Annotated in this window: 17 protein-coding genes; 12 read left to right on the forward strand and 5 right to left on the reverse strand. The window is 62.1% G+C overall.

What is annotated here, in order from left to right:
• Window positions 1–8 precede the first annotated feature (8 nt).
• The 3 genes from AC1DSF_RS27100 (at window position 9) to AC1DSF_RS27110 (ending at window position 4,509) form a co-directional block, all read left to right on the forward strand.
• Window positions 9–1,868 (forward strand): M48 family metallopeptidase, encoded by a 1,860-nt coding sequence (locus tag AC1DSF_RS27100; RefSeq protein ID WP_478183762.1) that lies wholly within the window; start codon window positions 9–11, stop codon window positions 1,866–1,868.
• 27 nt (window positions 1,869–1,895) lie between these two features.
• Window positions 1,896–3,164 carry an RsmB/NOP family class I SAM-dependent RNA methyltransferase gene (locus AC1DSF_RS27105; protein WP_478183763.1) on the forward strand — a complete coding sequence of 423 codons (1,269 nt, stop codon included), beginning with the start codon at window positions 1,896–1,898 and terminating at the stop codon, window positions 3,162–3,164.
• 130 nt (window positions 3,165–3,294) lie between these two features.
• Window positions 3,295–4,509, forward strand: coding sequence for a DesA family fatty acid desaturase (locus tag AC1DSF_RS27110; protein ID WP_478128211.1), 1,215 nt, complete (start codon window positions 3,295–3,297; stop codon window positions 4,507–4,509).
• A gap of 134 nt (window positions 4,510–4,643) precedes the next feature.
• Here the strand turns inward: AC1DSF_RS27110 and rpmG are convergent, their stop codons facing one another.
• The 3 genes from rpmG to trxB all read right to left on the reverse strand — a co-directional run bounded on the left by rpmG (window position 4,644) and on the right by trxB (window position 6,267).
• A complete protein-coding gene (gene rpmG / locus AC1DSF_RS27115) occupies window positions 4,644–4,817 on the reverse strand; it encodes a 50S ribosomal protein L33 (protein ID WP_007830291.1) in 174 nt (57 codons plus the stop codon).
• Window positions 4,818–4,828: 11 nt separating this feature from the next.
• A complete protein-coding gene (gene rpmB, locus AC1DSF_RS27120) occupies window positions 4,829–5,062 on the reverse strand; it encodes a 50S ribosomal protein L28 (RefSeq protein WP_028251282.1) in 234 nt (77 codons plus the stop codon).
• 254 nt (window positions 5,063–5,316) lie between these two features.
• Window positions 5,317–6,267 carry a thioredoxin-disulfide reductase gene (gene trxB, locus AC1DSF_RS27125; protein ID WP_478128212.1) on the reverse strand — a complete coding sequence of 317 codons (951 nt, stop codon included), beginning with the start codon at window positions 6,265–6,267 and terminating at the stop codon, window positions 5,317–5,319.
• A 162-nt stretch (window positions 6,268–6,429) separates the two neighbouring features.
• Between trxB and AC1DSF_RS27130 the strand changes: the two genes are divergently transcribed.
• From AC1DSF_RS27130 to AC1DSF_RS27165, 8 genes are all read left to right on the forward strand, one after another.
• Window positions 6,430–7,104 carry a Crp/Fnr family transcriptional regulator gene (locus AC1DSF_RS27130; RefSeq protein ID WP_478105128.1) on the forward strand — a complete coding sequence of 225 codons (675 nt, stop codon included), beginning with the start codon at window positions 6,430–6,432 and terminating at the stop codon, window positions 7,102–7,104.
• A 130-nt stretch (window positions 7,105–7,234) separates the two neighbouring features.
• The gene (locus tag AC1DSF_RS27135) at window positions 7,235–9,619 is read left to right on the forward strand and encodes a DNA translocase FtsK (protein WP_478128213.1); all 2,385 of its coding nucleotides are present in this window, start codon (window positions 7,235–7,237) and stop codon (window positions 9,617–9,619) included.
• A gap of 22 nt (window positions 9,620–9,641) precedes the next feature.
• Complete coding sequence (gene lolA, locus AC1DSF_RS27140) at window positions 9,642–10,274, forward strand: outer membrane lipoprotein periplasmic chaperone LolA (RefSeq protein WP_478128214.1); 633 nt, start codon at window positions 9,642–9,644, stop codon at window positions 10,272–10,274.
• 86 nt (window positions 10,275–10,360) lie between these two features.
• The gene (locus AC1DSF_RS27145; protein WP_478128215.1) at window positions 10,361–11,653 is read left to right on the forward strand and encodes a replication-associated recombination protein A; all 1,293 of its coding nucleotides are present in this window, start codon (window positions 10,361–10,363) and stop codon (window positions 11,651–11,653) included.
• A 258-nt stretch (window positions 11,654–11,911) separates the two neighbouring features.
• Window positions 11,912–12,841, forward strand: a complete 930-nt coding sequence (locus AC1DSF_RS27150) for a branched-chain amino acid ABC transporter permease (RefSeq protein WP_478128216.1) — start codon at window positions 11,912–11,914, stop codon at window positions 12,839–12,841.
• Between the two features lie 10 nt (window positions 12,842–12,851).
• A complete protein-coding gene (locus AC1DSF_RS27155; RefSeq protein ID WP_478128217.1) occupies window positions 12,852–14,033 on the forward strand; it encodes a branched-chain amino acid ABC transporter permease in 1,182 nt (393 codons plus the stop codon).
• Between the two features lie 17 nt (window positions 14,034–14,050).
• Window positions 14,051–14,821: an ABC transporter ATP-binding protein gene (locus tag AC1DSF_RS27160; RefSeq protein ID WP_478128218.1), complete on the forward strand. Its 771-nt coding sequence runs from the start codon at window positions 14,051–14,053 to the stop codon at window positions 14,819–14,821.
• Window position 14,822: 1 nt separating this feature from the next.
• Window positions 14,823–15,539, forward strand: coding sequence for an ABC transporter ATP-binding protein (locus tag AC1DSF_RS27165; protein WP_478128219.1), 717 nt, complete (start codon window positions 14,823–14,825; stop codon window positions 15,537–15,539).
• Between the two features lie 34 nt (window positions 15,540–15,573).
• On the opposite strand, the gene AC1DSF_RS27170 is transcribed toward AC1DSF_RS27165, so the two are convergent.
• Window positions 15,574–16,545 carry a Bug family tripartite tricarboxylate transporter substrate binding protein gene (locus AC1DSF_RS27170; RefSeq protein WP_478128220.1) on the reverse strand — a complete coding sequence of 324 codons (972 nt, stop codon included), beginning with the start codon at window positions 16,543–16,545 and terminating at the stop codon, window positions 15,574–15,576.
• Between the two features lie 41 nt (window positions 16,546–16,586).
• Window positions 16,587–17,651 (reverse strand): CDP-6-deoxy-delta-3,4-glucoseen reductase, encoded by a 1,065-nt coding sequence (locus AC1DSF_RS27175; RefSeq protein ID WP_478128221.1) that lies wholly within the window; start codon window positions 17,649–17,651, stop codon window positions 16,587–16,589.
• A gap of 38 nt (window positions 17,652–17,689) precedes the next feature.
• Between AC1DSF_RS27175 and AC1DSF_RS27180 the strand changes: the two genes are divergently transcribed.
• On the forward strand, window positions 17,690–18,619 hold the full coding sequence (locus tag AC1DSF_RS27180) for an SDR family oxidoreductase (protein ID WP_478128222.1): 930 nt from the start codon (window positions 17,690–17,692) through the stop codon (window positions 18,617–18,619).
• Window positions 18,620–18,652: the final 33 nt, after the last annotated feature.

The raw sequence follows: 18,652 nt of genomic DNA on the forward strand, positions 1-18,652 counted from the left end.
AGGTCAGGATGAATCGGGCAGATTTTGTTCATCTGGTGCGACTGAGCGAGCATGCCAGCGCCGATGACAGCACCGGCTACCGGCGCGGCGTCGCCATTTTTGCCGCGCTGGGTTACCTGTGGGTGGTCGCCTGCCTGGCGCTTGCGGTTGGCATCATCGTGTGGGTGGCCGGGTCTTTGGGTGTCGGCGGACGTTTTGGTGTAGCCCACGGCTGGCTTCTGTTGTTTGCGCTAGGGTTGCTCTGGGCGACGCTGCGCGCGCTTTGGGTGCGCCTCGAAGCGCCGGAAGGAATCGTGCTGGAGCGTGAAGACGCGCCCGGGCTTTTCGAGTCCCTCGACCGTATCCAGCGGAAGATCGACGGACCACCCGTGCATCGCGTCTATCTCGACAGCGAATTCAATGCGAGCATCCGCCAGTTGCCGCGCTTCGGTCTCTTTGGGGGTGCGACCAATTACCTGAGCGTGGGGCTGCCCCTTTTGATGGCGCTGGACCGGCGCCGGCTGCTTTCGGTGTTGGCGCACGAATACGGTCACTTGCGCGGCAACCACGGCAAGCTGAGCGCGTGGATTTACCGCACCCGCCTTTCCTGGCTCCGGCTCGACGCTAATTTCCAGCGCGACGAGGGTGTCATGGCATTCGCGTCGCAAGCCTTCTTTCGGTGGTACTTTCCCCGCTTTGCCGCGAAGACTTTCGCGCTGGCGCGGCAGGATGAATACGAAGCCGATCGGGTCGCGGCGCGGCTTCTGGGGACGCGCGTCGTTGCCAGTGCCCTGAAGGAGATCGCCGTCAAAAGCGCCTGGTACGCGGAGCAATTCTGGCCGGCGCATTGGGGGCGCGCGCTCGATGATGCTCTGCCGGCGGGGCCGTTCTCCTCCATGGCGCCCCGGTTTTGCGCCCCCGTCGAAGAGGACTTCGCCCGCGCGGCGCTGCGCGATGCGCTTCGCAGCGTGAGCGACGTGGACGACACGCATCCGGTTTTGCGCGATCGGCTGGAAGCACTCGATGAGAAATCCGCCATGCCGTCCTGGTCTGACAAGCCGGCGCTCGGCCTGCTGGCGGACGCAGGCAAGTGGATTGCCCATTTCGACGACGAATGGCGCCGGGATCACGCGAGCGACTGGAAGCAGCATCACGCCTATCTGGTTCGGGTGCGCGAACGTGTGGCGGCGCTCTCGGAGAGTGCCGGACGGAACAGCGCTGACGAGATGGTGGAGTGGGCCGACTGCGCGCGCCGCATCGATCGCGCACCTGACGTGCGCAAGCTGTATGAACGTGCGCTCGCAATCACAGCGGACCATCCCGGAGCACTGCGCGGCTTGGCGCAGGTACTCCCCGCCAGCGATCGGCCAAGCCGTCTGGCGCTGCTCGAGCGCTTGCACGAATCGAGCGCAGCCAGCCGATGGTGGGCGGCTAAGACAGCGGTTGCGGCACTAGAAGACCTCGACAATGGAGCCCACGACGATCGTGCGCTCAGGCTCTGGCGCGAGCGAGCCAGGACGGCCGAGGCCGCCGAGCAGCGCGCGTGGGAAGAAATCACCGAAACGCCGTTCTTCAGCCAGATCGCGCGCCATGATCTGAGCGAGTTCGAACTCGGCGAATTGCGCGCGGACTTCGTGCGTTGCGGGGCGATCAACCGGGCATGGGTGGTGCGCAAGAACCTTCGCGAGTTTCCATGGCGGCGCGCGTACGTCGTCTTTCTCGAACTGCCTGCGCTTCCGGACGAAGAGCGCTGGAATCTCTGCCGTCAACTGGAGCACACGTTGAGCATTCCCGGCGCTGCGCTGGTCTTGTGGGCCGGGCATTCGCCTACCCTCGCGGAGATCGAGCGTCAGGCTTTCGGGCCGGTTTGGACGCACGCTTCCGCGTGACGGGGGCTTCGGCTGAGACAATGGGGCATGCACCCCAAAGCCCTGCTTGAGGCCACAGCCGCACTGGTCGGCCTCGTTCTGAAATTCGATCACCCGGCCGATCAGGTCGTTTCCCGCTTCTTTCGCGATCACCGCGAACTCGGGCCCCGTGAGCGCGCCACGTTGGCCGAGACTGTTTACACGGTACTCCGCAAGAAGCTGCTTTTCGATCACTTGTCGCCTTCTGGCAGCGGCCCAAAGGAGCGCCGGATGGCGATCCTCGGCTTCTACGGGCCGCGAGACTTCCTCAAGAGTGCATTGAACGACACTGAAAAGCGATGGCTAGACAACTGCGACGCCGTCAAACAGGACGATTTACTCGAACGTCACCGGCACAACTTGCCGGAATGGTTGGTGGCGCCTCTTAAGGCGCAGTTGGGCGATCAGTTCTGGCAGCTGGTAGAGAGCTTGCAACAGGCGGCCCCGCTCGATCTTCGTGTCAATGTCCTCAACGACAAGCGGGCGGACGTGCAAAAAGAACTGGCACTGGCGGGCATCAAGTCTATGGCAACGCCGTTTTCGCCTTGGGGTCTCCGCATCGAGGGGAAACCGGCACTCACCAAGGTCGACGCTTTTGCCCGCGGCGCGGTCGAAGTGCAGGACGAGGGATCTCAGCTGCTCGCGCTGCTGCTCGATGCAAAGCGGGGCGAGATGGTGGTCGACTTTTGTGCAGGCGCAGGCGGCAAAACACTTGCGATCGGCGCGACCATGAGAAATACCGGACGGCTTTACGCCTTCGACACTTCGGCGCACCGGCTGGATGCGCTGAAGCCGAGGCTTGCGCGGAGCAAGCTCTCCAACGTGCACCCTGCTGCGATTGCGCATGAGCGAGATGACCGCATCAAGCGCCTGGCGGGCAAGATCGATCGTGTTTTGGTTGACGCGCCTTGCTCAGGCTTGGGTACGCTTCGGCGAAACCCCGATCTGAAGTGGCGGCAATCCCCGCAATCCGTACAAGAACTCACAGTCAAGCAGGCAGCGATTCTGCAAAGCGCCGCGCGATTGGTGAAATCCGGGGGGCGGCTTATCTATGCAACATGCAGCATCCTGCCGGAGGAGAACGAAGTCATCGCCGAAGCTTTTGGCGCGGCGAACCCCGACTTCGAGGCAGAGGACGTGTCCGAACTGCTGAAAGGATTGAAGATTCCGAATGCCGAGTCCCTGTGCATCGGCGGCGAAGGAGGACGTTTTCTCCGGCTTTGGCCCCACCGCCATGCGACGGACGGGTTTTTTGCATCGGTGTGGACGCGGAAGTAGGCACAAAGCTCCAAAGAAGGTCGGAACCTGCGGTGGATCAAGGATTTAGCCCCCTTTTCAGGGCCGAACCTTTAAAATCGCCAGTTACCTGAAGGCTGCACCTTCGTGCGGCTATGGAGTATTGAATTCAATGTTGCTTCCTGACTCTGCCGTACTGAGCGCGGCCATCGATTGGCTCGGACACGGCTTGTGGGATCTCACTTGGTGGCAGATCGTGTTGTACACGCTCGTCACCACGCACATCACGATCGCGGGTGTGACGATTTTCCTGCACCGGACGCAAACGCATCGGGCCATGGATCTTGGTCCGATTCCCTCTCACTTCTTCCGCTTCTGGCTGTGGCTCGGTACCGGCATGGTGACCAAGGAATGGGTCGCCATCCACCGCAAGCATCACGCAAAGTGCGAAACCGAAGAAGACCCGCACAGCCCCCAGATCAAAGGTATCGACGAAGTCATGTGGCGCGGCGCAGAGCTGTATCGCAAGGAATCGAAGAACAAAGACACCATGGAGCGATTCGGCCATGGCACCCCCAACGACTGGATCGAGCGCAATCTCTACTCGCGCTATAGCTGGCAAGGCGTTGGCCTGATGCTCATCCTCAACCTGGCACTGTTTGGCGGAATCGGCCTCACAGTCTGGGCTGTGCAGATGCTCTGGATCCCGTTCTGGGCGGCCGGTGTGGTCAACGGCATCGGGCACTTCTGGGGTTATCGCAACTTCGAAGCCACTGATGCGAGCACCAACCTGATTCCCTGGGGAATCATCATCGGCGGCGAAGAGCTGCACAACAACCATCACACCTATCCGACTTCCGCCAAGTTCTCGGTGAAGAAGTACGAGTTCGATATCGGCTGGGTCTACATCAGCCTGATGCAGAAGATCGGCTGGGCCAAGGTCAAAAAGGTTCCGCCGAAGCTCCAGATGGGCGACGTGCAGCCTGTGGCCGATGCAAGAACGCTGGAAGCGGTCATAGCGAATCGCTACGAGGTGATGGCCGGCTATGCGCGCGAAATGCGCCGCACCACCCGTCACGAATTGGCGGCACTCAAGTCGAAGGGAGCCGACTTGTCGGTGTTGAAGGCGGCCAAGCGGTGGTTGCATCGTGACGACGACAAGGTGCCCGCAGCGGCACGACCCCAGTTGGTGCAGGTGCGAGCGGCGCATCCGGTGCTCGACAAGATGATCACCATGCGCGAAGAGCTTCGGCAACTGTGGCTCAATACGTCGCAGTCGCGTGAGCAGTTGGCTGCGGATCTCGCTGCCTGGTGCCATCGCGCGGAAGCCAGCGGCATCTCCGGACTGCGCGAATTCTCGACCCGCCTGCGAGCAGCTCGCGCCTGAGATTCAGAAGTATCGGCAACGCCGATTCAAAAAAGCCGGCTTCTAAGCCGGCTTTTTTGTGCCCGCATGGGAAATCGCAGGCCAATAAAAAACCCCGCTGAATCTCAGCGGGGTTTTTTGAAAGCTCAGCCGAACTACTTCAGCTTGATTTCCTTGTACTCAACGTGTTTGCGTGCCTTCGGGTCGAACTTCATGATCGACATCTTTTCGGGCATCGTCTTCTTGTTCTTGCTGGTCGTGTAGAAATGGCCGGTACCCGCGGTGGATTCCAGCTTGATCTTTTCGCGTCCGCCTTTGCTCGTTGCCATGATTCAGCTCCTTAAGCTTGGCCGCGTGCACGCAGGTCTGCGAGCACGGCGTCGATGCCGTTCTTGTCGATCAGGCGCAGGGCAGCGCTCGAAACGCGCAGGCGAACCCAGCGGTTTTCAGTTTCGACCCAGAAACGACGGTATTGCAGGTTCGGCAGGAACCGGCGCTTGGTTTTGTTGTTGGCGTGGGAAACGTTGTTTCCGACCATCGGGCCTTTGCCCGTAACTTCGCATACGCGTGCCATGTGGACACTCTTTCTTGAACAGCTGGCACCTGAGTGCAACGGAGTTGCAAGGTGGTTTGCAGCTTGACCTCGCCAGAAGCGGGTGGCGGTACCCCGATTTGCTGCATGAGCCAAGAGTCTGGCAGAACTCAGCAAAGCCGGCGATTATAGCCCGCCAGGCATCCTTCAGTCAGATCGACACGCAAACGCGGAGAAGCCCCCTCGTCAGCTCTGGCCGCGGCAGTTGTGCCCAGCTCAAAGCTGACTGGGCGGCCTTATTCCTGCTCGAGAAATCGCTGGGCGTCCAGCGCTGCCATACAGCCGGTGCCAGCGCTGGTGATGGCTTGGCGATAAATGTGGTCCTGCACGTCGCCTGCGGCAAACACGCCTGGAATGCTCGTCATGGTGGCGAAGCCCTGCAACCCCGCTCGGGTCAGGATGTATCCGTCCTTCATCTCGACTTGGCCCTGAAAGATGTCGGTATTCGGATGGTGCCCGATCGCGATGAAGCAGCCCTTCAGATCCAGCTTCTCGGTAGCACCGGTTTGAGTGTTCTTGAGGCGGATGCCAGTGACGCCGGAATCGTCCCCCAGGACTTCATCCAACGTGTTGTGCACCTTCAGATCGATCTTGCCTTCCGCGACCTTTTCGTGGAGCTTGTCGATGAGGATGGGCTCCGCACGGAACTTCTCGCGACGATGCACCAGCGTCACCTTGCTCGCAATGTTTGAGAGGTAAAGCGCTTCTTCGACGGCGGTGTTGCCTCCGCCGATGACGCACACCTCCTGGTCGCGGTAGAAGAAGCCGTCGCACGTCGCGCAGCCCGATACCCCGCGGCCCATGAAGTGCTGCTCGGAGTCGAGGCCGAGGTACTTGGCGGATGCACCGGTGGCAATGATGAGCGCGTCGCAGGTGTAGGTGCCGCTGTCGCCGGTGAGTGTGAACGGCCGCTTGCTGAGATCGACCTTGTTAATGTGGTCAAAGACGATCTGGGTCTTGAAGCGCTCGGCGTGCTCCAGAAAGCGTTGCATGAGATCGGGACCCTGGACCCCATGGACATCGGCAGGCCAGTTGTCGACCTCGGTGGTCGTCATGAGTTGGCCGCCTTGGGCGATGCCGGTGATGAGCATCGGTTCGAGATTGGCTCGCGCAGCGTAGACTGCCGCGGTATAGCCGGCCGGACCTGAGCCGAGAATGAGAACCTTAGCGTGGCGTGGGGAGGACATGAGTAGAAAACCTCAGATTGACGCTGCAGCAGCGTGTACATTTTCAGGGTGATAGATATGGAGTATCACCGTCCGGTTCAATGCCCGGGCGGGGCTGTTTTCAATGCGCGCGATTGTATTAATCCATTGATTGTGAATCGTGCGGAATCCGGGAATTGATGAATGTCGATGCTGTCCAATCTTGAATTGCTCCGCCGCGTGCCACTCTTCGCGGCACTGACGCCAACGCAGTCCGCGAGCATTGCGGATGCGATCGTCAAGAAGCGCTTCAAGCGCGCTGAAGTGATCGTGGAGCAGGGCAAGAAGTCCGATGCGCTCTATATCATCCTGACCGGACGCGCCCGTGTGATGAGTACCGACAGCCGAGGCAGAGAGGTGATCCTGGCGACCTTGCAGCCAGGTGACTACATCGGCGAGATGAGCATGATCGACGACGAGCCGCATTCGGCCACCGTTCGCACCGAGATCCAGACCGATGTGCTGATGCTGGGCCGCGAGGCTTTTGCTCGTTGCCTGCCGGAAAGCTCCTCGATGTCTTACAACATCATGCGCGGCTTGGTTGCCCGGCTTCGGCACGCCGATCGGAAGATCGAGTCGTTGGCGCTGATGGATGTCTATGGGCGCGTGGCGCGTTCGCTGCTCGAGTTCGCAGTGGACGACGGAGCGGGCAACCTCAAGGTGCGCGACAAGATTTCCCGACAGGATCTGGCCAAGATGGTGGGTGCTTCGCGCGAAATGGTCAGCCGCGTCATGAAGGACCTCGAGGAGCGCGGATTCGTGCAGACGTTGCCGGACGGCGCCATGATCATCAAGGAACGGCTCTCATCGCTGGCCTGATGGTCCGGCCGGCAGTGCGCAGCACGGCGGCCCCTGCATCGGCGGACCCTGACAACGCGGTCGCGATGGTTTTCGTTGTAGTTTCCTTTGACCACCAGTCCGTCCCTGACGGGTGGTGGCTGTGCCTTTCATGACTTATTCGCTCAATACTCTCCAATCGTCTTCGTCGGTCGACGGCCAGCCGGTGCGGTTGCGCGCGATGCGATTCGCCCACGAGATCACTCTCATCGCCGGCTTTGTCGCGCTGCTGTTCTGGCTCATGGCGATGTTGAGCTTCACGCCCTCTGACGCAGCCTGGTCCACGTCCGGTACAGGGGGCGAGGTCAAGAACTGGGGCGGGCGTATTGGCGCATGGCTTGCGGATGCGAGCTATTTCCTCGCCGGATATTCGGTCTGGTGGTGTCTTGCGGCCGGGGTGCGCGTCTGGCTTTCCTCATTGGCAGGATGGATGCGCGGCGGTGGCGCTGCCGTGCCGGAGGAAGCCCCGCGCGGTCCGTTCAACCGCAGCCGGCTCGCGTTCTGGTTTGGGCTCATCTTGTTGTTGTGCGCCAGCGCCGTCCTTGAATGGTCGCGTCTCTATCGGCTTGAATTTCGACTGCCCGGACATGGCGGTGGGGTGTTGGGTTATCTGGTCGGACCGGCCAGCGTCAAATGGATGGGCTTCACCGGCTCTGCGCTCATCGCCATTGCATGTGGGGTGATCGGTTCGGCGCTCGTGTTCCGGTTCTCGTGGGGGCAGATCGCCGAGCGCATCGGGACGCGCCTCTATTCGCTCTTCGAGTCGCGTCGCGAAAGGCGGGAAATTGCGCAAGACATCGCGATGGGCAAGCGGGCGGTGCGCGAGCGCGAAGAACTGGCATCGGTCGACCCCGGCGGCGAGAGCGAAGCTCCGGACGACGAAATGCGGGCGGTGCCGCGACCCAAACGGCGTCCAGCTTCTCCGCCGGTTCAAATCGAACCAGCGCTCGCGGAGGTACCCAAGAGCGACCGTGTCGCGAAAGAGCGCCAGAAGCCATTGTTTCGCGAATTGCCCGACAGCAAGCTGCCACAGGTCGATCTGCTCGATGCCGCGCAGACACGGCAGGAGACCGTCTCGGCTGACACGCTCGAGATGACGTCGCGCCTCATAGAGAAGAAGCTGAAGGACTTTGGCGTCGAGGTGCGCGTGGTGCTTGCTTCCCCAGGGCCGGTGATCACCCGCTACGAAATCGAGCCCGCTACTGGCGTGAAGGGCTCGCAGATCGTGAATCTTGCGAAGGACCTCGCGCGTTCTCTGTCGCTGGTGTCGATCCGCGTCGTCGAGACGATTCCAGGCAAGAACTACATGGCGCTCGAACTGCCGAACGCGAAGCGGCAGTCGATCAGGCTCAGCGAAATCCTGGGCTCGCAGATCTACAACGAGGGCAAGTCGATGCTCACCATGGGCCTCGGCAAGGACATCGTGGGCAATCCGGTTGTGGCCGATCTGGCAAAAATGCCCCACGTGCTGGTCGCCGGTACGACCGGTTCGGGCAAGTCGGTCGGCATCAACGCGATGATCCTGAGCCTGCTCTACAAGGCCGAGGCGCGCGATGTCCGTCTTCTGATGATCGACCCGAAGATGCTCGAAATGTCGGTGTACGAAGGCATTCCGCATCTGCTGGCGCCCGTGGTGACTGACATGCGACAGGCAGCCCATGGACTCAACTGGTGCGTGGCCGAGATGGAGCGCCGCTACAAGCTCATGAGCAAGCTGGGTGTGCGCAACCTGGCCGGCTACAACACCAAGATCGATGAGGCGAAGTCGCGCGAGGAGTTCATCTACAACCCCTTCAGCCTCACGCCGGACAGCCCCGAACCGCTCGCACGCGAGCCGCACATTGTCGTGGTGATCGATGAGTTGGCCGACCTGATGATGGTCGTGGGCAAGAAGATCGAGGAACTCATCGCTCGGCTTGCGCAGAAGGCACGTGCGGCGGGCATTCACCTGATTCTCGCCACGCAGCGTCCGAGCGTGGATGTGATCACCGGTCTGATCAAGGCCAACATTCCGACCCGTATCGCGTTCCAGGTGTCGAGCAAGATCGATTCGCGCACCATCCTCGACCAGATGGGAGCTGAAGCGCTGCTGGGCATGGGCGACATGCTCTACATGCCGAGCGGCACAGGGTTGCCGGTCCGGGTACATGGCGCGTTCGTCAGCGACGAGGAAGTGCATCGCGTCGTTGCCTATCTGAAATCGCAGGGCGAGCCGGATTACATCGAGGGTGTGCTCGAAGGCGGCACAGTCGACGGTGACGGCGACCTGCTCGGCGAAGGGGGCGGCGATGGCGGCGAAAAGGACCCGATGTACGACCAGGCCGTGGAAGTCGTGCTCAAGAACCGCAAGGCGAGCATTTCGCTGGTCCAACGTCACCTGAAGATCGGCTACAACCGTGCCGCGCGGCTGGTCGAAGACATGGAAAACGCAGGTCTCGTCAGTGCGATGAGCGGCAGCGGCCAGCGCGAAATTCTCGTCCCTGCGCGCACTGAATGAACTTGTCCAGCGAGGGATGCCGATGAAGAAGTTGATTGTGGGTATGGCGCTGGCGGTCCTGGCGGCCGCCGCGAGCGCCGGCGGGATGGAAAGCCTCGAGGCTTTCGTGAAGACAGCCAAGTCGGGGCTTGCCGAGTTCACCCAGACCGTGACCTCGCCGCCGAAAGAAGGCGTCGCCTCGCGCGACAAAGTGTCCACCGGCTCCTTCGCATTCCAGCGGCCGGGCAGATTCAGATTCGACTACAAGAAACCCTTCGTCCAGAGCATCGTTGCCGATGGAGAGACGCTCTGGCTCTACGACGCCGATCTGAACCAGGTCACGCAGCGCAAACAGGCCCAAGCGCTTGGATCGACGCCGGCGGCGTTGATTGCGGCTGCGCCCGACCTGAAGACCCTGCAGGCCGACTTCATGCTGGAGGCCGCGCCCGAGCGCGATGGTTTGCAGTGGGTCAAGGCCACACCGAAGAACAAGGACGGTCAACTTCAAAGCGTGCAGATCGGGTTCCAGGGCGATTCCCTGGCGGCACTTGAAATCCTCGACAGTTTTGGCCAACGGTCGGTACTGAAGTTCGGCAAGGTCGAGGTCAATCCCTCACTTCCGGCCGGCACTTTTGTCTTTAAGCCGCCCGCGGGCGCCGACGTAGTCCGGCAGTAGCACCCTCGCGGTCCCGGCACGCTGCCGACCTTCGGTGGCCGTCATCGGGCGCCGCTTCGGATGCTGCGCGACACTACAGCTCATCGATGGCTCCCTCCACGCATCAACCTCTCGCAGAACGCCTTCGCCCCAAGACCTTGGGCGAGGTCATTGGCCAACAGCATCTGCTCGGTCCGGGCATGCCGTTGCGCATCGCCTTTGAATCAGGCCAGCCGCATTCATGCATTCTGTGGGGCCCGCCGGGCGTGGGCAAGACCACCATTGCGCGTTTGATGGCCGATGCGTTCGATGCGCAATTTCTCAGCATCAGCGCCGTGCTCGGTGGCGTGAAGGATATTCGCGACGCCGTCGAGCGAGCCATCACCGCGCGTGACGGGCTCGAGCAGCGCCGCACGATCGTCTTCGTCGACGAAGTGCATCGGTTCAACAAGAGCCAGCAGGACGCGTTCCTGCCGCACGTCGAGTCGGGTCTTTTCACCTTCATCGGTGCGACGACCGAGAACCCTTCGTTCGAGGTGAATTCGGCTTTGTTGTCGAGGGCGGCGGTCTACGTGCTGCAACCGCTCGGCGAGGACGATCTGAAGCAGATCGTGACCCGTGCCCAGGACATCCAGGCGGTGCCTGCGATCGAGTCGAAGGCCATCGATCGGCTGATCGCCTACGCCGACGGTGACGCAAGACGGCTTCTCAACACGCTCGAGACGCTGTCGATCGCCGCCAGCACAGAGTCGCTCGACAACATCAGGGACGACTGGCTGCTGCGCGTTCTGGGCGAACGGATGCGCCGCTACGACAAGGGCGGCGAGCAGTTCTACGACACCATTTCCGCGCTGCACAAGTCCGTGCGCGGGAGTGACCCCGACGCTGCTCTCTACTGGTTCGTGCGCATGCTCGATGGTGGCGCCGACCCCCGATACATGGCGCGCAGACTCGTGCGCATGGCAAGCGAAGACATCGGGCTGGCGGACCCTCGCGCATTGCGTCTGGCGCTCGATGCCGCCGAAGTCTATGAGCGTCTCGGCACGCCAGAGGGCGAACTCGCATTGGCCGAGTGCGTTGTCTACCTGGCCATCGCGCCCAAATCGAACGCTGTCTACAAGGCCTACAACGAGGTCAAGGCGTTCATCAAGGCGGATGGAACGCGCCCGGTGCCAATGCACCTGCGCAATGCCCCGACACGGCTGATGAAGCAGCTCGACTATGGCAAGGGCTACCGTTATGCGCATGACGAGGAGGGCGGCTTCGCTGCTGGCGAGAGATACATGCCGGACGGCCTCGACCCGCCGCCGTTCTACAGGCCGGTCGAACGCGGGCTCGAAATCCGCATCGCCGAGAAGCTTCGCGAACTGCGAAAGCGCAACGGCGACGCCGCCGCTTGATACGTAGAGTTGAGGGGGCCGATACCCTCTTGCAAGCGTTCTGCAGCCCGCAAGCCGAAAACACGCGCGCCAGCGGGAAAACCCGGGCGTAAACGCACCAAACCGGCGTTCCGCCGTGACTAAAATCCCGCCCACAAACCCGCCGCCGACACATGCTGGCGGGTTTTTTGCTAAGTGAAGCGTATGGCGTCAATTCAGTACGCCGAGCTGGCCGAGACACCTCTCAAGGGTGTAACCACAAAAAAAGGGAATCCCGTTATGGACATCTTGCTGCAACAGATCATCAACGGTCTGGTACTGGGCAGCATGTACGCCTTGATAGCCTTGGGCTACACAATGGTGTACGGCATCATCAATCTCATCAATTTCGCGCACGGTGAAGTGCTCATGGTCGGGGCACTGACCAGTTGGACCATCATCGGCCTCATGCAGGAGTCGATGCCAGGCACCCCGGGATGGCTGATCCTGCTCGTCGCGCTCATCATTGCCTGCGTCGTGGCTGCCGCTCTCAACTTCGTCATCGAGAAGGTTGCATACCGTCCGCTGCGCAACAGTCCCAAACTGGCGCCGCTCATCACTGCCATTGGCGTGTCGATCCTGCTCCAGACACTGGCAATGATCATCTGGAAGCCGACCAACAAGGCATATCCCAATTTGCTCTCCACGACGCCGATCCACCTCGGCGGCGCCGTGATTTCGCCGACACAGGTGATGATCCTGAGCGTCACCGCCATCTGCCTTGCAGTGCTGACGTGGCTGGTCAACTACACCAAGCTGGGCCGGGCGATGCGCGCCACAGCCGAGAACCCCCGCGTGGCTGCACTCATGGGCATCCGGCCTGACATGGTCATCTCGGCCACCTTCATCATCGGTGCTGTGCTGGCGGCCATCGCCGGCGTGATGTACGCCTCCAACTATGGGATCGCGCAGCACGCGATGGGGTTCATTCCTGGTCTCAAGGCGTTCACGGCCGCAGTCTTCGGCGGTATCGGGAACCTCGCGGGCGCCGTCGTAGGCGGCATCCTGCTGGGCGTGATCGAAGCCATCGGATCGGGCTATCTCGGTGCGCTGACGGGTGATGTGCTGGGCAGCCAATACAGCGACATCATCGCGTTCGTCGTGCTCATCATCATGCTGACGCTGCGGCCCTCGGGGCTGCTGGGCGAGCGTGTGGCGGACCGCGCCTGAGGAGCCAGCCATGAAACAAGGCAAGAATTTCCTTTTCATCCTGATTGGGGCCATCGCCCTGCTGGCGCTGCCGCTGCTCCTGCAAATGCAGGGCAACGCGTGGGTCCGCATCGCGGACATTGCGCTCCTCTACGTGCTCCTGGCACTGGGCCTGAACATCGTGGTGGGCTACGCAGGATTGCTCGACCTGGGCTATGTGGCCTTCTTCGCCATCGGTGCCTATCTGTTTGCACTTCTGGAGTCGCCGCACCTGACGGAGACATTCCCCGCGTTCAAGGCCATGTTCCCGAACGGGCTGCACAGTTCGTTGGTGCTGGTGATACCCGCGGCGTTCGGGCTTGCAGCGCTGTTCGGCGTGCTGCTCGGCGCGCCAACGCTCAAGCTGCGCGGCGACTACCTCGCGATCGTGACGCTCGGCTTCGGTGAAATCATTCGCGTGTTCCTGAACAACCTGGACCAGCCGGTCAACATCACGAACGGCCCCAAAGGCATCACCGCGATCGAGCCGGTCCATTTCTGGGGGCTGAACCTCGGCAAGCCGCTGAAGTTCGATGGCTTCACGATATCGTCCGTCACGCTCTACTACTACCTCTTCCTCGCGCTGGTGCTTGTCACCATTCTGATCTCGCATCGCTTGCAGATCTCGCGCATTGGTCGCGCTTGGATGGCCATCCGCGAAGACGAAATCGCCGCCAAGGCGATGGGCATCAACACCCGGAACCTGAAGCTGCTGGCGTTCGGCATGGGCGCCAGCTTCGGCGGCGTATCCGGAGCGATGTTCGCGGCGTTCCAGGGGTTTGTCTCGCCGGAGTCTTTCAGCCTTATGGAGTCCGTGATGATTGTCGCCATGGTCGTGCTTGGCGGGATCGGGCACTTGCCCGGCGTGGTGCTCGGAGCGGTGCTGCTGGCTGCGCTGCCCGAAGTGCTGCGCTACGTGGCAGGCCCCCTGCAATCGATGACCGACGGCCGGCTCGATGCATCCATCTTGCGCCAGCTCTTCATTGCGCTTGCCATGATCATCATCATGCTGGTTCGTCCGCGTGGGCTCTGGCCGTCGCCCGAGCACGGCAAGTCGCTGGCGCGCAAGGGCACGGCGCCGGCGTCTGGCATGCCGGCAGCGGCGCCGGGGGTGGAAGTCCCGTCCGACGAGGTTCCGGGCGTGGCCTCCCGTCCGATGTCGATCAATCCGTGAGCGATGGGAGAACAAGAATGAGCGACACCGTCCTCAACGTACAAGGCATCTCGAAACGGTTCGGCGGCCTGCAAGCGCTTTCGGACGTCGGCATGAAAATCGATCGCGGCCAGGTCTACGGCCTGATCGGTCCCAACGGCGCGGGTAAGACCACTTTCTTCAACGTCATTACCGGCCTTTACACGCCGGACAGTGGCACTTTCGAGTTGGCCGGCAAGCCTTACCAGCCGACCGCGGTGCACGAAGTCGCCAAGGCGGGCATTGCGCGCACCTTCCAGAACATTCGCCTGTTCTCGGAGATGACCGCGCTTGAAAACGTCATGGTCGGCCGGCACATCCGCACCCGTTCGGGCGTGATCGGTGCGATCTTCCGCACCGGTGGCTTCAAGGCCGAAGAGGCTGCGATCACCAAGCGCGCGCACGAGTTGCTCGACTACGTCGGCATCGGCAAGTTCGCGGACTACAAGGCGCGCACGTTGAGCTACGGCGACCAGCGGCGCCTGGAGATCGCGCGCGCGCTCGCTACCGACCCTCAACTGATCGCGCTGGACGAACCCGCAGCCGGCATGAACGCGACCGAGAAGATGCAGTTGCGCGAACTGATCGATCGCATCCGCAAGGACGATCGCACCATCCTCCTGATCGAGCACGATGTGAAGCTGGTGATGGGTTTGTGCGACCGCGTCACGGTGCTCGACTATGGCAAACAGATCGCCGAGGGCACGCCCGCCTCGGTGCAGAAGAACGAAAAGGTGATCGAGGCTTACCTCGGCACGGGAGGACACTGAGATGGCGCAAACCCTTTTGAAGGTCAGCGGGTTGAAGGTCGCCTATGGCGGCATCCAGGCCGTGAAAGGCGTTGATTTCGAGGTGCGCGAGGGCGAACTGGTTTCGCTGATCGGCTCCAACGGCGCTGGCAAGACCACCACCATGAAGGCGATCACCGGCACGCTGCCGTTTCTGGGTGGCGACATCGAGTACCTGGGCAAGAGCATCAAGGGCCGCGGCGCATGGGACCTGGTCGGCGAGGGGCTGGTGATGGTGCCCGAAGGTCGTGGCGTGTTCACGCGCATGACCATCACGGAAAACCTGCAGATCGGCGCTTACATCCGCAACGACAAGGCGGAGATCACCAAGGACATAGATCGCGTCTTTGCCACGTTCCCGCGCCTCAAGGAGCGTGCAACGCAGCTCGCCGGCACCATGTCCGGTGGCGAACAGCAGATGCTCGCCATGGGGCGCGCGCTCATGGCGCGGCCGAAGGTGTTGCTGCTCGATGAGCCCTCGATGGGCCTGTCGCCGATCATGGTGGACAAGATCTTTGAGGTCGTGAAGCAGGTTTACGACCAGGGCGTGACCGTGCTGCTGGTGGAGCAGAACGCCAGCCGGGCATTGCAGTTGGCCGATCGCGGCTATGTGATGGAGTCGGGCCTGATCACCATGAGCGGCGACGCCAAGGTGATGCTGAGCGACCCGAAAGTGCGCGCGGCCTACCTCGGCGAATGAACGGGCCCTGCGCGCGCCCCACGGGGCGCGCAGATCAGTCCACTTGAGCGCCGGTGGACTTGACGACCTTTTCGTACTTGGCGAGTTCGCTCTTCATGAAGGCGCCGAACTGTTCGGGCGTGCTCGCGACTGGCTCGGCCAATAGCGATGCGAACTTGCTTTTGGTTTCCGGCGAATGGAGCGCGTCCACGAACGCGTGATTGAGCTTGGCGATCACTTCTGGAGGCGTGCCAGCTGGAGCGACCAGACCCCACCAGGTGTCCACCGAGAAGCCCTTCAACGTGGCGGCAACCGTTGGTACATCAGGAAGCATGGGGCTCCGCTCGGCCGTGGTCACGGCGATGGCCTTCAGCTTGCCCGAGCGAATGTTCGGCGCGGCTGTCGCGAGGTTGTCGAAGTTGAAATCCACTTGCCCCGAGATCAGTGCCAGCTGGGCGGGATTGCCGCCGTTGTAGGGAATGTGCACGGCAAAGATGCCGGCTTCCTTCTTGAACATCTCGCCAGCCAAGTGCCCGGCGCTGCCGTTGCCGCCGCTGCCATAGTTGAGCTGTGCGGGATGCGCCTTGGCATAGGCGATCAGGTCTGCCAGCGTGTTGATCTTCAAGCGCTGCGCGGCCTGTGCGTTCATCACCAGTACATTCGGCACGCGGACCATCTGGGTGATGGGCGCGAAATCCGTGGCGGCGTTGAAGGGCATCTTGGAATAGAGCCAAGGATTGACTGCGTTCGTCGCGGTGGCAGCAATGCCGATCGTGAGACCGTCAGGCGCAGCTTTTGCGACGATGTCGGCGCCGATGTTGCCGCCGGCACCGGGCTTGTTGTCGATGATCACCGGGCCCAGAGAGTCCTTCACACGTTCGGCAAGAATTCGGGCCGTCACGTCGATCGGTCCTCCGGCAGCGTACGGCACGACGAGACGAATCGGTCGCTGTTCGGCGGCCGCCTGGCCGGAGACGAGAACCGCTGCGGTAGAAACGAGCGTGAGGAGGAAATGTCTGGCGTTCATGAATCCGATTGTGCTGGTTGATATCTGGGTGTCAGTGAGGGTCAGGGCAGGGCCTTGTCTGCTTCCGTCGTGAAGGCGTCGGCGAAGAATTCTTCCTCGGGCAATCCGCGCTCGGCCACGTAGTCGTGCTTTGCGGAATCGACGACCACCGGAGCGCCGCACGCATAGACCTGATGGCCCGACAGGTCGCTGAAGTCTTCCATGACGGCCCGGTGAACGAAGCCGGTTCGTCCTCTCCAGTCGTCTTCGGGCACTGCGTTCGAGATCACCGGCACATAACGCAGATGAGGCATCTCGGCCAGCTGTGCTCGGACCCAGTCGTCCATGTAGAGGTCCTCTGGGCGGCGACCGCCCCAGTACAGGGTGACCGGTCGCTCGATGCCCTTCAGCTTCATGTGTTCGAGCACCGCCTTGATCGGTGCGAACCCGGTGCCCGAAGCCAGGAAGATCAGAGGCTTTTCGGATTCCTCGCGCAAGAAGAAGCTGCCATAGGGGCCTTCGACGCGAAGGATCTCTTTTTCTTTCATCGCGCCGAACACGTGATCCGTGAACTTGCCGCCCGGCAGGTGCCTGATGTGCAACTCGATGCCCGTTCCGGGCTCCAGCAGCGTATGCGGCGCGTTGGCCATCGAGTAGCTGCGGCGCGTGCCGTCGCGCAGGATGAACTCGATGTACTGGCCCGCATGAAACTGCAGTGGTTCGCCGGCGGGCAATTGCAGGCGCAGCAGTACGACGTCGTGTGATTTCCTCGCCAATGCGAGCACCCGCACCGGCATCTTGCGAATCGGATAGGCGCCAGCCTCGGTGACCTGGCGCGATTCGAGCACCACGTCGCTTTCCGCTCGGGCGCAACAGGTCAGGATGAAGCCACCCAATTCTTCTTCGGCGCTCAGCGCCTTGCTCTGATGCAAACCCAGCGTGACCGTCCCTGACAGCTTCTTGCATTTGCACGAACCGCATGCGCCATCCTTGCAGCCATAGGGCAGTCCGATGCCCTGGCGGATCCCGGCCGCGAGAATGGTCTCGTCCGGTTGAGCGTCGAAATGGCGGCCGCTGGGTTCTACCGTGATGTGAAAGCCCGATTCGCTCGGCGCTGCGCTGGTCATGGTTATTCTTCGCTACTGCTTCTATAGGGAGATGGATTTTGCCCTCAATCAACAGCCCTCTGGGCGCGAGGCCCTCGCGCTTCCGGCGGGAGCGCGTGCTTGTTGTCGGATGCGGCGACGTGGGCCTTCGGGCTGCTCGTCTTCTCCGGGGCCGCGTCAATCTGATCGCGCTGACTTCGTCGCCCGAACGTGTTCCTTTGCTGCGCCAGAGCGGTTTTGCGCCGCTTCTCGCGGACTTGGACTCAGCGGCCACGTTGCGCCGCATCTCGGGCGTCGCAACCCGCGTGCTTCATCTCGCGCCCCCGCCGCGCGCCGAGGGGGTGCTGTGGTGGCGAGACCTCCGCACGTTGGCGCTCGCTCGGGCACTGCACCTGCGCTCACTTCCGTCATCCTTCGTCTACGGTTCGACCAGCGGTGTCTATGGAGATTGCGGTGGGGCGTGGGTCAATGAAACGCGCACGGTACGCCCCGACACGCCACGGGCACATCGGCGCGTCGATGCGGAGCGCACCGTGCGATGGCTGGGAAGGGCGGGCGTGTCAGCTCGCATCCTTCGTATACCCGGCATCTATGCGCCGGACCGCGAGGGAGGCACGCCGCGCGAGCGCCTCTTGAAAGGTACGCCGGTGCTTCGTGCGGAAGACGATGTCTTCACCAATCACATCCATGCCGATGATCTCGCGCGAGCCTGCGTTGCCGCGCTGTGGCGAGGCGGTCCGCAGCGCGTGTTTCATGTCAGCGACGACAGCGAACTGAAGATGGGTGACTACGTTGATCTCGCCGCGAACATGTACGGTCTTGCACGCCCGCCGCGCATCGCGCGTGAAGAAGCGCGGGCCCAGCTCCCGTTGTCACTGCTCAGCTTCATGGGTGAATCGCGGCGGCTGGACAACATGCGGCTCAAGCGTGAGTTGCGCGTCCGCCTGCTCTATCCGACCGTCGTGTCGGGGCTTCAATCCGGCGCGTGAGCTGCGGGGGCTGCCCCGCGATATGCCAAGCTG

This window comes from Variovorax sp. 01N429 (assembly GCF_056399425.1).

Excerpts from the sequence above, each read along its gene's own strand:
- AC1DSF_RS27100 (WP_478183762.1), top strand. The coding sequence starts at position 9 with ATGAATCGGGCAGATTTTGTTCATCTGGTGCGACTGAGCGAGCATGCC.
- AC1DSF_RS27105 (WP_478183763.1), top strand. The coding sequence starts at position 1,896 with ATGCACCCCAAAGCCCTGCTTGAGGCCACAGCCGCACTGGTCGGCCTC.
- AC1DSF_RS27110 (WP_478128211.1), top strand. The coding sequence starts at position 3,295 with ATGTTGCTTCCTGACTCTGCCGTACTGAGCGCGGCCATCGATTGGCTC.
- rpmG (WP_007830291.1), bottom strand. The coding sequence starts at position 4,817 with ATGGCAACGAGCAAAGGCGGACGCGAAAAGATCAAGCTGGAATCCACC.
- rpmB (WP_028251282.1), bottom strand. The coding sequence starts at position 5,062 with ATGGCACGCGTATGCGAAGTTACGGGCAAAGGCCCGATGGTCGGAAAC.
- trxB (WP_478128212.1), bottom strand. The coding sequence starts at position 6,267 with ATGTCCTCCCCACGCCACGCTAAGGTTCTCATTCTCGGCTCAGGTCCG.
- AC1DSF_RS27130 (WP_478105128.1), top strand. The coding sequence starts at position 6,430 with ATGTCGATGCTGTCCAATCTTGAATTGCTCCGCCGCGTGCCACTCTTC.
- AC1DSF_RS27135 (WP_478128213.1), top strand. The coding sequence starts at position 7,235 with ATGACTTATTCGCTCAATACTCTCCAATCGTCTTCGTCGGTCGACGGC.
- lolA (WP_478128214.1), top strand. The coding sequence starts at position 9,642 with ATGAAGAAGTTGATTGTGGGTATGGCGCTGGCGGTCCTGGCGGCCGCC.
- AC1DSF_RS27145 (WP_478128215.1), top strand. The coding sequence starts at position 10,361 with ATGGCTCCCTCCACGCATCAACCTCTCGCAGAACGCCTTCGCCCCAAG.
- AC1DSF_RS27150 (WP_478128216.1), top strand. The coding sequence starts at position 11,912 with ATGGACATCTTGCTGCAACAGATCATCAACGGTCTGGTACTGGGCAGC.
- AC1DSF_RS27155 (WP_478128217.1), top strand. The coding sequence starts at position 12,852 with ATGAAACAAGGCAAGAATTTCCTTTTCATCCTGATTGGGGCCATCGCC.
- AC1DSF_RS27160 (WP_478128218.1), top strand. The coding sequence starts at position 14,051 with ATGAGCGACACCGTCCTCAACGTACAAGGCATCTCGAAACGGTTCGGC.
- AC1DSF_RS27165 (WP_478128219.1), top strand. The coding sequence starts at position 14,823 with ATGGCGCAAACCCTTTTGAAGGTCAGCGGGTTGAAGGTCGCCTATGGC.
- AC1DSF_RS27170 (WP_478128220.1), bottom strand. The coding sequence starts at position 16,545 with ATGAACGCCAGACATTTCCTCCTCACGCTCGTTTCTACCGCAGCGGTT.
- AC1DSF_RS27175 (WP_478128221.1), bottom strand. The coding sequence starts at position 17,651 with ATGACCAGCGCAGCGCCGAGCGAATCGGGCTTTCACATCACGGTAGAA.